Genomic DNA, 12042 nt, shown 5'->3' on the forward strand with positions numbered 1-12042 from the left:
GAGGAGAGGACAGATAATGATTAAAGTGATTATTGCAGATGATCAGGAATTGATTAGAGAATCTTTAAAAATTGTATTAGGGACACATGAAGATATCCAGGTTGTAGATGTTGCATCGGATGGGTTTGAAGTGATTCATATTCTTGAACAAGAAACAGCTGATGTCATTTTGATGGATATTCGTATGCCAGGAATGGATGGTGTTCACTGTACAAAAATTGTGAAGGAAAAATATCCTCAAACAAAAATTATTATTTTGACAACATTTGATGATGACGATTTCGTATTTAGTGCGCTTAAATATGGAGCGAGTGGTTATTTATTGAAAGGTGTAGGAATGGATGAGCTTTATCAGGCTATTGTCACTGTGAATAGTGGTGGAGCTATGATTAATCCCGATATTGCCACGAAAGTTTTCAGCATGTTTTCTAAAATGACACAAAATAATTATGCAATTCAGGTTGATGAAGAGGCTATTCAAGATATTAGTCATCCTGAATGGCGAGTGATTCAACAAGTTGCATTTGGATTATCCAATAAAGAAATAGCACAAAAGCTTTTTCTATCAGAAGGAACAGTAAGAAATTATTTAAGTTCGATTTTATCTAAATTAAATTTAAGAGATCGTACACAACTGGCAATATGGGCGGTACAAACAGGTATTACGACAAAGGATTTTAGCGATGAGTAGAAAAAAGATAGTCTGTATACTGGTTGTATTGGGATGTCTTTTATGTGTTGTTTGGCGCCCTCAACGCATAACTTTAAAAGTTGGTATTTTTGCTGGAAGTAACTGGGATGTACCTAATGGTGATTGTTATAAAATTATTGATCAGGCTATTGAAAGATATGAAGAGGAAAATCCTGATATTCATATTGAATATGAAAGTGGTATTTTAAAAGATGATTATTCAGAATGGTTATCTGCTCAATATTTAAAAGGAGAAGAACCAGACATCTTTATGGTCTTAAGTGAAGATTTTAATACTTTAAGTGCGCTAGGTGCATTAAAGAACTTAGATGATTTTATGCAAAAAGATAGTCAGTTTCATAGTGATGATTACTATGAAAACGCCTTGCTTGCAGGGCAATATCAGCATCATCAGTATGCTTTGCCTTATGAAAGTAATCCAACATTAATGTTTGTGAATCAAACATTACTGCAAAAAGAAAATATAGATCTTCCAAGTAATGACTGGACTTTAGATGATTTTTATAATATCTGTCAACAAGTAACAAAAGATACGAATAATGATGGACAGATTGACCAATATGGTTGTTATAATTATGATTGGTTAGACTCTGTTTATAGTCATGAAGTGAGTTTGTTTGATGAAACAGGTCAGACATGTTATTTAAACCAGGAACCTGTAAAAAATGCGATTGCTTTCATTCAGAGATTGAATCAATTGAATAAAGGCTATACAGTGACTTCTCAGGATTTTGATACAGGGAAGGTGGCATTTTCTCCGATGCCTTTTGCACAATATCGTACTTATAAGCCTTATCCTTATCGTGTTCAAAAATATTCTCAGTTTGAATGGGATTGTGTTCCTATGCCTGGGATGACAGAAAGTCGTAGTGAAGTGTCTTCATTATTGATGGGTATTTCTGCTCGTACATCTTATGGACAGCAGGCCTGGGATTTTTTAAAACTACTAACATATGATCAAGAAACGCAAGAAAGTCTTTTTCGCTATTCACAGGGAATATCATCTTTAAAAACTGTTATTCAATCAACTGAAGCATTAAGTCTACTCAACGAAGAATCCTTAGGAGATACGCAAGTTGATTTAAGCTTGTTGAATGATGTTATGGAAAATGCTATGAATCAAAATCAATTTCGAAAATATAATGCCACTCTAACAATGATGGATACACAGATACAACAGATGATACAAAATAATGAAGATTTAGATTTATCATTAATGTCTTTACAAAATGAAGTTAATGAATATTTAAGAGAATAAAGCATCAAAAATTGTATATTTTTCTAACTTGTTTATGATTTATAATGAGTCATGAAAAAATAAGAGATTTCAACAATGATTTTACGCTATCATTTAAGAAATCTCTTTTTATATTTCATTATTATATTCTTTTGTATCTGTAATTAGAGGCTTTCTCTTATTTTGTTTCTCACCATCATAAGACTATATCCTAGTCAATTTTTACCCTTCCAATAAGACATATCATATCTTTTTTTATCATTCATTGACAAACCAATACCCCAGATTTTATCGCCAACAGCGCATTCAGCCAATATAGTTTCTTGTGTGTTTAATAATTCTATTTTTAATTGTTCATTTTGTGAAAATTTAGCTAATAAACCTTCATAAATAATAATTTGCCTGATACCATTCCAATAAGATTCATTATAATTGCAAACTTCTCTTCCTAACGCTTTGATAGTGGCAGGATTATCAGTAGATAGTATTTTTTCAGCTATTTCATGATCATGAAAATATTTAGCTTTCATATACATCATGTATTGTTCCATAGAAGAAAAGGACATATCATGTATAGTAAACTGTGATATGTACCAATTGCTTAAATATCCATTTTCTTCATCTGGGTTATGAAAGAAAACAAAATCCATATTAGTATTCACCCACTTTCTTGACTGCTAATTCTAAATCTAAATCATGAAGACCAGGATATGCGTGAATAAGATAATTGACGGGAATCTTTTCTACGATTAAAGAACTAGGGGTATTATAAAACCATTGATAATAGGCATAAAACTCGCCAATCCAATCAGGAATAAATCCTGGGATAGTTTCACCATCTTTTATGTCAACATCTTCTGTAGTATAAAAATAATTCCACAATTCTTCAAAATCCATAGTCATAACATATGCTTTTGAATCGTCAATACTTTTTCTTGTTTTACTTTTCATATAAGTGACTATAAAATCTTCTGTACTTTTATTTGGATATGTTTGAGCAAAGTAGTCAAATAATCTTCCTTGATTTTCAACAACATCATCTACATAAGCTTCCGAATATGCATGCATTATTCATCACCTCTTATTAAGTCACTAAAAACATTGTTAAGTTTATTTTTATCAGAATTGATAAGTTCTTTCATTTTCATTCTTGCATTCACATCTCTTTGATTATATTTTTCATTATATTGATTATATTCAACGATTATAAGTTTATTTTCATTTTCTACAAGTTGCAAGTAGGCTTTTTGTGATTTGATACAATACTGGATACCTAATCCCCCTAATGATAGAAGATTTTCCAATAGATCAATATCTATTTCATCTCTTACAAAAGCTTTAGCAATATAAAAATATGAAGCGTTAGCCCTATAACCAACGATAACATCACAATGATTTGTTTCAATACCATATTTTTTAATAAATTTTTTTGATAGCAATGAATATCTTCTAGATTTATCGGTATCTCTATGTTTCATTAGTTCAGCCAACCATGATAATACATTTATATTTTGAAAATTGATAATATCTAATCCAGTAGTATCAAGTTCAAATGTATGAACCCAGCCATTATTGTCATTTGGCCTACATACAGCCCATTCTTTAGCTAATTCTAAATTATCAGTTAGGTAAAAAATCCTCTACCATAATCATGCTTATCTTCTCCATAGCCATAAGTAGGTTTAATCATTTTATGAGGACTTCCATGATATAAAATAATTTCCGTCATATGATCTGTTCCTTTCTTTTCAACTGAGTTAATAATAATAAAACTAAACTGAAAACTTATCTATGTGGAAAGTCATTTATGACAGCAATAACATAGCTCCATCTTGTTGTATAAATATGAGTGTTTTCTCATCTTTCTTGTTAATTACTTTGAATATTTCATGATGAGATTTATATTGATAAAATATCCCATTCTATAATAACAATTCATTCTTCTTATGGATAATTTTGCTATATGTTTTTATTGAGTACAAGAGTTAATTGTTAAGAAAAGCAATTTATTAAAAAAGCATGACAAATGTCATATTTGTTTCTATCATCTGTCATGATAAAAATGTGACAATAGACAGATGGAATGAAAGGGCTTAATTGATACAATAATGGTGTCAAAAAGAGGAGGGGAAAAAAGAAATGAAATACTTAGTCTTGGTAAGTCATGGACAATTTGCTGATGGATTAAAAGATGCACTTTCCATGTTAGCAGGAGAACGTGATGATGTTTTATCAGCTGGTTTAAAAAATGGAAAAAGTGCTGATGAATTCGCTGAAGAATTTTCACATGTTATTGAGGGTATTCATCAAGATGATGAAATCATTTTATTAGGTGATTTGATTGGTGGATCTCCACTGACAACAGCTATGAATGTAATCGCTGAAAAAGGATTAAGTGAACATTGTACAACAATAGGTGGAATGAATTTACCACTTGCTTTAACAACAGTATTGATGAAAGATACAATGGCACGTGATGACCTTGTTGTACAAGTTTTAAATGAAGCACAAAGTGCTTTAAAAGAATTTAAAGTTGTTAATGATGATGAAGATGATATTTAAAGGAGGAGAATAATATGTCAGTTTCATTTATTCGTATTGATGATCGTATGATTCATGGGCAAACATGTACACGTTGGGCTCGTGAATATCCATGTGATGGATTGATTGCTGTGAATGATAAAGCAGCTAAAAATGATGTGTTAAAAGCTGCTTATAAAGCTGCCAGTGGAAAGAAAACATTTGTCTGGACATTGGATGATTTTCAAAAAAAGGCACAAAAGGTTTTAGATAGTGATACAAGATATTTCTTGATTACTAAAAACCCAGTTGATATGTGTAAAATTTTAGTGGATCAAGGGTTCAAATGTGGTATTGATACAGTCATTGTTGGACCATGTAATGATCGAGAAGGGGCAGTCAAATTAGGAAATAACCAGTCTATTACACAAGAAGAAGCAGATGCTTTCGAGAAAATTGCTAAAGCTGGTTATAAAATCAAATTTGCCTTATTACCAGATGTTTCTATTGGAACATGGGATGATTTTAAAGGAAAATTTGGATATTAAAAAATAAAGGGGAGGTTTCATTATTATGGAAATTAGTTGGATTCAAGCTGCCTTACTTGGACTCTTTGCCTGTTTATCAAGTATGCCAGGTTTAGGTGGAACATCAATTGGTAACTACACCTTAGGTAGACCATTAATTGGTGGATTGGTATGTGGTATTATTTTAGGAGATATTTATTCAGGTATTTTAGTTGGGGTAGCGATGCAAGTCGTTTATATTGCTTTAGTTACACCTGGAGGAACTGTTTCAGCTGACGTTCGTGCTGTAAGTTACATTGGAATTCCACTAGCTATGATTGCATTAAAGAGCTATGGTTTAGATGCCGGAAGTGCAGATGGACAAGCTATGGCAACTTCATTTGGAACAATGGTTGGAACTTTAGGAACTGTTTTGTTTTATGGAACAGCAACAATCAATCTTGTATGGCAACATATAGGATGGCGTGCTGTAGAAAAAGGTGATTTCAATAAATTATATGTTGTCAATATGGGATTACCTTGGATTTCACATATTCTTTGTTCATTTATCCCAACTTTGATTATGTGTAAGATGGGAGCTCCAATGGTAGAATTAATTAAAAATTATTTACCAATGGATGGTATTGCAATGATGACATTATTTACTGTTGGATCATTACTTCCATGTGTTGGAATTGCGATTTTATTGAAACAGATTGCAACAAAAGCAGTTGACTTTATTCCATTCTTCTTTGGATTTACTCTAGCAGCAGCATTAGGTATTAACCTTGTATCTGCAACAGTGATTGCCGGAATGTTTGCTTTAATTAACTATCGTATTAAAATGTTAACAATCAATAAGCCAGCAGCTGCATCAGAAGCTGATGATGATGACGAGGAGGATATTTAAGATGGAAAAGAAATTAACAAAAAAGACTCTGACAAAGTCATTTCATAATTGGTATTATGGAAACTTAACATGTTTCTCTCAGGAACATATGCAAACTTTTGGATATTTATGTTCAATGCTTCCTATTGTTAATGAATTGTATGACAAACAGGAAAATAAAGCCAAAGCTATGCAAACTTATACAGCTTTCTTTAATACAGAACCACAAATTGGTTCAGTCATTGTTGGTATGACAGCTGGTTTGGAAGAAGCGCGTGCCAATGGTGATGATGTAGATGATGAAACAATTAATGGTTTACGTGCTGGGTTAATGGGACCTTTAGCCGGAATTGGAGATTCATTAGTTGTTGGTACAGTCATTCCTATTTTATTAGGCGTTGCATTAGGAATGTCTGATGGGGGATCACCTTTAGGAGCTATCTTCTATATCATTGTTTGGAACTTATTTGCTTACTTTGGAATGAAATTCTTATATTTCAAAGGATATGAATTAGGTGGGAAAGCCGTTGATTTCTTAGTTGGACCTCAAGGAGAAGCTTTAAGAGAATCAATTACAATGTTAGGTGGTATTGTTATTGGGGCTGTAGCAGCAACTTGGGTATCAGTTTCAACAAGTTTTACTTTGACAGCTGAAGGGGCCACAGAGCCATACTTGAATTTACAAAAAACTTTGGATAGTGTTTATCCAGGATTTTTAACGGCAGCATTTGTTATGCTTTGCTGGTATTTACTTGCTAAAAGAAAAATGTCACCAATCAAAGTTATGTTATTACTTGTTGTGATTGCATTTGTTGGTGTATTAGTTGGATTCTTTAATCCAGGTTTACAATATTAATCAAAGGAGACGATATCATGGATGCCAAACTGAAAAAAGCATATATAGCAGAAGTACAATATCAAACAAAAATGTTAAATCATTTAAAAAAATGGTTAAGAAATCTTATTATATTTTCTTCAATTTCTTTCGTTCTTGTTCTATTTGGTTCATCCATTCATCCATTTATACAAGTTCTAGGAGTTATACTTTTGATTATCAGCATCCTCTCTTGTGTTCTTGTAGGACTTGGCTATAAAAACGGATATGATAACGTTCAAAAAATCATTAATCAGATCAAATAGTGGATTGTTATTAAACAATCCCTTTTTGTATAAAGGAGAAATATTATGTATCAGGTTATTTTTAGTGATGTTGATGGAACACTTTTAAATCAAAATCATCAAGTCACACCATTGACACAAAAAGCACTTCATCAATTGATGGAAAGAAATATTCCTTTTGTTGTGGTTTCAGCACGTAGTCCATCAGGTATTTTCCCTATACTTAAAGATTATCAATTGAAAGCATCAATTATTGCCTATAATGGAGCTTTGGTTATGGATCAGCAGCGACATATTTTAGCAGAAAAAGGTATGGTCACGACAACAGCATTACAAGTTTTAAAAGAACTGGAAACATTTGATGTCGCATGGTGTGTTTATTCTTTTGATCAATGGTTTGTTAAAAGTCGTCATGATGAGCGTATTTTAAGAGAAGAAAGTATAGTGAAAGCACAATCTTTAGAAGCCACTCTAGAAGACTTACAGACATTATCAACAGTTCATAAAATTCTTTGCATTTGTCATTCATCAGATATTTTCACCATCAAACAACATCTCCAACAAGCTTTTCCTCAATGTACGATTGTTCGATCTTCTGATATTCTGATTGAAATTGTAGATTTAGGAATTAATAAAGCCAAAGCAGTTCAAAAGCTTTGTCAATTATGGCATATACCATTAAAAAATGTTGTTGCATTTGGCGACCAGTATAATGATTTAGATATGTTGATGGAAGTTGGTTATGGTTGGGCAATGGGGAATGCTCCTGTAGATATTCAAAAGAAAGTCGGAAGAGTCACTCAGGATAATAATCATGATGGCATTTATCATGCTTTAAAAAGTTTAGATAAAAAGGAAGAACATGGGATGTAATACATTTCATGTTTTTTTGACGGGAAAAATAATAAAATAATTACATTGTAACTATTGACATTACAACAGAAGGGATATATAATGTAGTTGTAATAAGAAAGGTTACAACAAAACAAAGGAGGAAAACTTATGAAAATTGCAGTTGTTTGTGCCAACGGAAGAGTTGGAAGATTAGTTGTTAAAGAAGCGGTAGAAAGAGGACTGGATGTAACAGCCGTTGTTAGAGAAGATAATCAAAGTGTTGCCCCTCATGTGATTAAAAAAGATTTATATGATCTTACAAAAGAAGATTTAGCAAGTTTTGATGTTGTGGTAGATGCATTTGGCGCATGGGCTCCAGAAGAACTTCCAGGACATAGTACGTCATTAAAACATTTATGTGATATCTTATCAGGAACAGACATCAGATTATGTATTGTTGGTGGCGCAGGAAGTTTATATGTGAATAAAGAGCATACATTACAGGTTATGGATGGTGAAGATTTCCCTGCAGAATTCAAACCATTAGCTTCTGCACAAGGAAAAGCTTTAGATGAATTAAGAGAAAGACATGATGTGAAATGGACATTTATCAGTCCAGCAGGAGATTTCCAGGCTGAAGGAGAAAGAACAGGTCAATATATTTTAGGTGGAGAAGAATTGACATTGAATGAAAAAGGAGAAAGCATTATTTCATATGCTGACTATGCTATTGCAATGGTTGATGAAATCACAAAAGGAAATCATATCCAACAAAGAATCAGTGTCGTGAGAAAATAAGTCCGATCATTTCGGACTTTTTTCGTATCTTGTTTATCTTTTTTATGAGTGCTATAATTTGATTAATGGAAATAGAATTTTAAGAATATCCATATTGAGAGGAGGAAAGAAGATGTCAAATCAAAAACCTATTCCAGGAACAAATGGAAATCATTATGTACCTTATAATGAAAGAAGTGGAAAAGAATCTATCGTTTATTTTACAAGAGATCTTTCAGCAAAAGGATTATTAAAAGTTTATAATCGTATTCAGGAACATTTAAATGGAAAAGTTGCAGTGAAACTTCATACAGGAGAACAACATGGACCTAATATTATTCCTCGTCCATGGGTAGAAGAGTTAATCAAAACACAGTTACCAGATGCGACAATTGTGGAAACAAATACGTATTATGAAGGAGATCGTTATACAACAGATCAGCATCTTGAAACATTAAAAGTGAATGGATGGACATTCTGTCCAGTTGATATTATGGATGCTAATGGAACAGTCGATTTACCAGTGAAAGATGGAAAATGGTTTGACCACATGACAATGGGAAAGAACATTGTGAATTATGATTCTATGCTTGTTTTAACGCATTTTAAAGGACATACACAAGGTGGTTTTGGAGGATCCAATAAAAATATTGGTATTGGCTGTGCTGATGGACGTATTGGAAAAGCTATGATTCATACCACACCTGGTTCTGATGATATGTGGGATATTGCGAAAGAAGAATTTATGGAACGTATGACAGAATCAGCAAAAGCTGTTGTTGATCACTTTGGAGATCAGATTGTCTTTATCAATGTGATGCGTAATATGTCTGTTTCTTGCGACTGTGAAGGAACAGCTGCAGCACCAGTTGTGACACCAAATGTTGGTATCTTAGCTTCATTAGATATCCTTGCGATTGATCAGGCATCAGTAGATTTAATCTATGCCATGAAAGAAGAAGACCATCATGATTTGGTTGAAAGAATAGAAACACGTCATGGTTTACGTCAATTATCATATATGAAAGAATTACACATGGGAAATGACAGATATCTTCTTATTGATGTAGATCATGATGATCAACAAATCTCTTTAGAAGATGCTGTTAAAGATGTTGTTCCTTTTACAAAGTAATATAAGTTCAGGGAGTTTTTCCTTGAACTTTTTTTATGCACAGGCAATCAATGACAGAACATCATCAAAGGACATATTATTCATATCGTTGACATATCTTTCCATACGTTGAGCATAATCTTCTTCGCTCATATTATCCGGATTATCCAAGTGTATAGTCTTCTCTATGACAGGACTATATTTTCCTTCATCGGTTCCATATCCTAGATAGTCTGTATAATAGACAAAGTGCTGTTTATTGTCTTTATCTGTATGTAAATATAATGAAAGTCCTAGATTGATATTATTCTTTTCTACCATAATAGAATTAATAAGTTTAACTGACAATATTTTCCCTCCGCCAACAACAAAAGGAGTCTATGAGACTCCTGTGGCAAGGAATAGTATATCACATTAAATGCTTGTTGTATGAAATTTATCAAAAAAATTGTTCATAAAACTTTCATATTTTTTCCATCTATTATCCACATTTTTATAATAATATGAATTTATAAAGTGGAAAGGAGAAAAACAATGAAGAAAGTATTTACGATGATTTTATCAGGTATCATGGTGTTTTCAATAACAATCGGAAACGTTATGGCTTCAAATGAAAATCCTGCCATACAGTATACAGAAAACACCATAAATAATCCATATTTAGAATTGAATGAGATTATTCCTGTAATCAATGAAAAAAGTATTGAATTGAAGGGAACGACGAATCCGTTATATTGGGAGTTTAAGAATTTTGATAATGCTATAGCTATCATGAAATCCTATAATCAGGATAAAATCGACTTATCAGAATTAACGATTCATAATTGTGAAAAATATGCAGAGGAATTCGAAAAGTTATATACAATAGATGAAGTGGCTCAAGATAAACAGCTTAAGATTTTAAGTCAATTTTTTACAGTCTGTAGAAATCATATTATGAACAAAGAAATATTAAGTCTATATAATCAAAAAGATTATCAATTTGATGAATTAGTGATATTGTTACCATACACGAGTCCAGTCATTGAAAAGGTTATAAATTCAAATGCAACTTTAAGAATGGCTCCAAGAAGTATAAGTGCAAGAGATAGAAGAATCATGCAGCAAAATAGATACGCAAGGGTATATGGCGATAAACCAAATACAAAAAAGTATAAGTATTATCAAGGAGATAATAGGGGAGATTGTACAAACTTTGTTTCACAGATTTTAGTTGCTGGAGGAATAAAGACAAATAACACATGGAAACCTTATACAAGAACCTGGATAAATGCACATGCTTTTGTTTTATACTGGTATATGAAAACAGGAGCTAAAAACGGATATTCTAACTTTGCTTCAATATCTAAGACTCTTAAAGCAGGAGATATTATAGGAGCTGATTGGGGTGGAGATGGCCATTATGACCATTGTGCATATGTTGTTGCTGACGGACCTAAAACATCAGCCGGATATTATGATGTGACGATTGCACAACATACTCCAAATTATGTTGCAAAAGCTTCTCAGAAAGGTTGGAAGGATTTAAAGAAAGGATTATATGTAAGATTAAGAATATAGTATGAAAAATAAAACAAAAGGAATCATATTAGGACTGATTGTTGCTATATCACTTGTTGCTATGTTTTTGAATCAACCCATCAAAACAAAAAAAGAAATTCGTTATAACGAAACACATAAAGAAGAAGATGTCCATATGATTATGGACGACGCCATCAAAAGTTATAAGAACGATAATTCAAAAGTCTATAGCGTGTATTATGACGAGAATAAAAGCAAAAAAATGGAAGCTGAGTATGTCAAAAAAGGCAGTTATCGAGAAGTGATAATCGTCTATGTGGAATTTAAGACTTCGTTTTTCAATGCTCCTGAGCAATTAGGCAATAATCACTATTATTTTGATTATATGTATATAGCCGGAAAGACTGCAGAGGCGACTTGGGAATGGATTGATGGAGGATATGTTTAATAGTTTCAAAAAATCAATTGGTAGTTATTTCTAACTACCTTTTTTATATTATAGGAATTTGGTTTCGTTTGGTTGATAAATGCTTAAAGCAAATATTAACAATGAGCAAATAAAAAGTAATGCACCAGCATTACTCTATTTTTCTGCATGCAAAAACGTAACCAGATATATCATTTCTTGACCTGGTGCATTGTTCCTTTTCCACATTTCATGCAAATGCATGACAGTTCATCATCTCCATCAGCTTCCGCTATTTCACTTAATATGTATCCGTCAAGTTCCATTTCACATCCGCATCTGTCACATTTCATAAGTACCTTATCTGATTCATATGTGTCATCATGGAGAAGCATTTCATCAACTTC

At 32.4% G+C, this 12042-nt stretch carries 18 protein-coding genes; 12 read left to right on the forward strand and 6 right to left on the reverse strand.

The genetic code is table 11. The annotated features are described in order from the left end of the window. Window positions 1-16 precede the first annotated feature (16 nt). Together B5E87_RS07270 and B5E87_RS07275 are read left to right on the forward strand one after the other, a co-directional pair. Entirely contained in the window at window positions 17-691 is a 675-nt protein-coding gene (locus tag B5E87_RS07270; RefSeq protein ID WP_087244262.1) for a response regulator transcription factor, read from the forward strand. After that, window positions 684-1970, forward strand: a complete 1287-nt coding sequence (locus B5E87_RS07275; protein WP_206393149.1) for an ABC transporter substrate-binding protein — start codon at window positions 684-686, stop codon at window positions 1968-1970. The genes B5E87_RS07270 and B5E87_RS07275 overlap by 8 nt, the downstream gene beginning before the upstream one ends. A gap of 194 nt (window positions 1971-2164) precedes the next feature. Here B5E87_RS07275 and B5E87_RS07280 read toward each other — a convergent pair whose 3' ends face one another. From B5E87_RS07280 to B5E87_RS15245, 4 genes are read right to left on the reverse strand one after another with little or no spacing between them, the layout of a single operon-like run. Next, window positions 2165-2599, reverse strand: a complete 435-nt coding sequence (locus B5E87_RS07280) for an NADAR family protein (protein WP_087244264.1) — start codon at window positions 2597-2599, stop codon at window positions 2165-2167. A 1-nt stretch (window position 2600) separates the two neighbouring features. Continuing rightward, window positions 2601-3017: a hypothetical protein gene (locus B5E87_RS07285; RefSeq protein WP_087244265.1), complete on the reverse strand. Its 417-nt coding sequence runs from the start codon at window positions 3015-3017 to the stop codon at window positions 2601-2603. After that, on the reverse strand, window positions 3017-3586 hold the full coding sequence (locus B5E87_RS07290; protein WP_206399263.1) for a DUF3990 domain-containing protein: 570 nt from the start codon (window positions 3584-3586) through the stop codon (window positions 3017-3019). The genes B5E87_RS07285 and B5E87_RS07290 overlap by 1 nt, the downstream gene beginning before the upstream one ends. Next, window positions 3574-3678, reverse strand: coding sequence for a DUF3990 domain-containing protein (locus B5E87_RS15245; protein WP_206399260.1), 105 nt, complete (start codon window positions 3676-3678; stop codon window positions 3574-3576). The genes B5E87_RS07290 and B5E87_RS15245 overlap by 13 nt, the downstream gene beginning before the upstream one ends. Before the next feature lie 410 nt (window positions 3679-4088). On the opposite strand from B5E87_RS15245, the gene B5E87_RS07295 reads away from it, so the two are divergent. The 8 genes from B5E87_RS07295 to B5E87_RS07330 all read left to right on the forward strand — a co-directional run bounded on the left by B5E87_RS07295 (window position 4089) and on the right by B5E87_RS07330 (window position 9729). After that, a complete protein-coding gene (locus B5E87_RS07295) occupies window positions 4089-4511 on the forward strand; it encodes a PTS sugar transporter subunit IIA (RefSeq protein ID WP_087244266.1) in 423 nt (140 codons plus the stop codon). Between the two features lie 14 nt (window positions 4512-4525). Next, window positions 4526-5017, forward strand: a complete 492-nt coding sequence (locus tag B5E87_RS07300; protein ID WP_087244267.1) for a PTS sugar transporter subunit IIB — start codon at window positions 4526-4528, stop codon at window positions 5015-5017. A 25-nt stretch (window positions 5018-5042) separates the two neighbouring features. Beyond that, the gene (locus B5E87_RS07305) at window positions 5043-5885 is read left to right on the forward strand and encodes a PTS mannose/fructose/sorbose/N-acetylgalactosamine transporter subunit IIC (protein WP_087244268.1); all 843 of its coding nucleotides are present in this window, start codon (window positions 5043-5045) and stop codon (window positions 5883-5885) included. Window position 5886: 1 nt separating this feature from the next. Continuing rightward, complete coding sequence (locus tag B5E87_RS07310) at window positions 5887-6720, forward strand: PTS system mannose/fructose/sorbose family transporter subunit IID (RefSeq protein ID WP_087244269.1); 834 nt, start codon at window positions 5887-5889, stop codon at window positions 6718-6720. 17 nt (window positions 6721-6737) lie between these two features. After that, complete coding sequence (locus B5E87_RS07315) at window positions 6738-7004, forward strand: hypothetical protein (protein ID WP_087244270.1); 267 nt, start codon at window positions 6738-6740, stop codon at window positions 7002-7004. A gap of 45 nt (window positions 7005-7049) precedes the next feature. Continuing rightward, a complete protein-coding gene (locus tag B5E87_RS07320; RefSeq protein ID WP_087244271.1) occupies window positions 7050-7856 on the forward strand; it encodes a Cof-type HAD-IIB family hydrolase in 807 nt (268 codons plus the stop codon). Window positions 7857-7985: 129 nt separating this feature from the next. After that, the gene (locus B5E87_RS07325) at window positions 7986-8615 is read left to right on the forward strand and encodes an NAD(P)-dependent oxidoreductase (protein ID WP_087244272.1); all 630 of its coding nucleotides are present in this window, start codon (window positions 7986-7988) and stop codon (window positions 8613-8615) included. A 112-nt stretch (window positions 8616-8727) separates the two neighbouring features. After that, window positions 8728-9729: a DUF362 domain-containing protein gene (locus tag B5E87_RS07330; protein ID WP_087244273.1), complete on the forward strand. Its 1002-nt coding sequence runs from the start codon at window positions 8728-8730 to the stop codon at window positions 9727-9729. Window positions 9730-9762: 33 nt separating this feature from the next. Here B5E87_RS07330 and B5E87_RS07335 read toward each other — a convergent pair whose 3' ends face one another. Further along, window positions 9763-10056, reverse strand: a complete 294-nt coding sequence (locus B5E87_RS07335) for a hypothetical protein (protein WP_087244274.1) — start codon at window positions 10054-10056, stop codon at window positions 9763-9765. Window positions 10057-10242: 186 nt separating this feature from the next. On the opposite strand from B5E87_RS07335, the gene B5E87_RS07340 reads away from it, so the two are divergent. Both B5E87_RS07340 and B5E87_RS07345 read left to right on the forward strand, forming a co-directional pair. After that, on the forward strand, window positions 10243-11268 hold the full coding sequence (locus B5E87_RS07340) for an amidase domain-containing protein (RefSeq protein WP_087244275.1): 1026 nt from the start codon (window positions 10243-10245) through the stop codon (window positions 11266-11268). A gap of 1 nt (window position 11269) precedes the next feature. Beyond that, window positions 11270-11677, forward strand: a complete 408-nt coding sequence (locus tag B5E87_RS07345; protein ID WP_087244276.1) for a hypothetical protein — start codon at window positions 11270-11272, stop codon at window positions 11675-11677. 170 nt (window positions 11678-11847) lie between these two features. Here the strand turns inward: B5E87_RS07345 and B5E87_RS15010 are convergent. Beyond that, the coding region (locus tag B5E87_RS15010; RefSeq protein WP_206399261.1) for a hypothetical protein at window positions 11848-12042 on the reverse strand (195 nt) is incomplete at its 5' end.

Origin of the sequence: Massilimicrobiota sp. An142, assembly GCF_002160725.1 — a bacterium.
In the GTDB taxonomy this organism is placed as follows: Bacteria; Bacillota_I; Bacilli_A; order Erysipelotrichales; family Coprobacillaceae; genus Allocoprobacillus; species Allocoprobacillus merdigallinarum.

Bases quoted from the DNA above. Each gene is read 5' to 3' on its own strand.
- B5E87_RS07270 (WP_087244262.1), top strand. From the start codon at position 17: ATGATTAAAGTGATTATTGCAGATGATCAGGAATTGATTAGAGAATCT.
- B5E87_RS07275 (WP_206393149.1), top strand. From the start codon at position 684: ATGAGTAGAAAAAAGATAGTCTGTATACTGGTTGTATTGGGATGTCTT.
- B5E87_RS07280 (WP_087244264.1), bottom strand. From the start codon at position 2,599: ATGGATTTTGTTTTCTTTCATAACCCAGATGAAGAAAATGGATATTTA.
- B5E87_RS07285 (WP_087244265.1), bottom strand. From the start codon at position 3,017: ATGCATGCATATTCGGAAGCTTATGTAGATGATGTTGTTGAAAATCAA.
- B5E87_RS15245 (WP_206399260.1), bottom strand. From the start codon at position 3,678: ATGACGGAAATTATTTTATATCATGGAAGTCCTCATAAAATGATTAAA.
- B5E87_RS07295 (WP_087244266.1), top strand. From the start codon at position 4,089: ATGAAATACTTAGTCTTGGTAAGTCATGGACAATTTGCTGATGGATTA.
- B5E87_RS07300 (WP_087244267.1), top strand. From the start codon at position 4,526: ATGTCAGTTTCATTTATTCGTATTGATGATCGTATGATTCATGGGCAA.
- B5E87_RS07305 (WP_087244268.1), top strand. From the start codon at position 5,043: ATGGAAATTAGTTGGATTCAAGCTGCCTTACTTGGACTCTTTGCCTGT.
- B5E87_RS07310 (WP_087244269.1), top strand. From the start codon at position 5,887: ATGGAAAAGAAATTAACAAAAAAGACTCTGACAAAGTCATTTCATAAT.
- B5E87_RS07315 (WP_087244270.1), top strand. From the start codon at position 6,738: ATGGATGCCAAACTGAAAAAAGCATATATAGCAGAAGTACAATATCAA.
- B5E87_RS07320 (WP_087244271.1), top strand. From the start codon at position 7,050: ATGTATCAGGTTATTTTTAGTGATGTTGATGGAACACTTTTAAATCAA.
- B5E87_RS07325 (WP_087244272.1), top strand. From the start codon at position 7,986: ATGAAAATTGCAGTTGTTTGTGCCAACGGAAGAGTTGGAAGATTAGTT.
- B5E87_RS07330 (WP_087244273.1), top strand. From the start codon at position 8,728: ATGTCAAATCAAAAACCTATTCCAGGAACAAATGGAAATCATTATGTA.
- B5E87_RS07340 (WP_087244275.1), top strand. From the start codon at position 10,243: ATGAAGAAAGTATTTACGATGATTTTATCAGGTATCATGGTGTTTTCA.
- B5E87_RS07345 (WP_087244276.1), top strand. From the start codon at position 11,270: ATGAAAAATAAAACAAAAGGAATCATATTAGGACTGATTGTTGCTATA.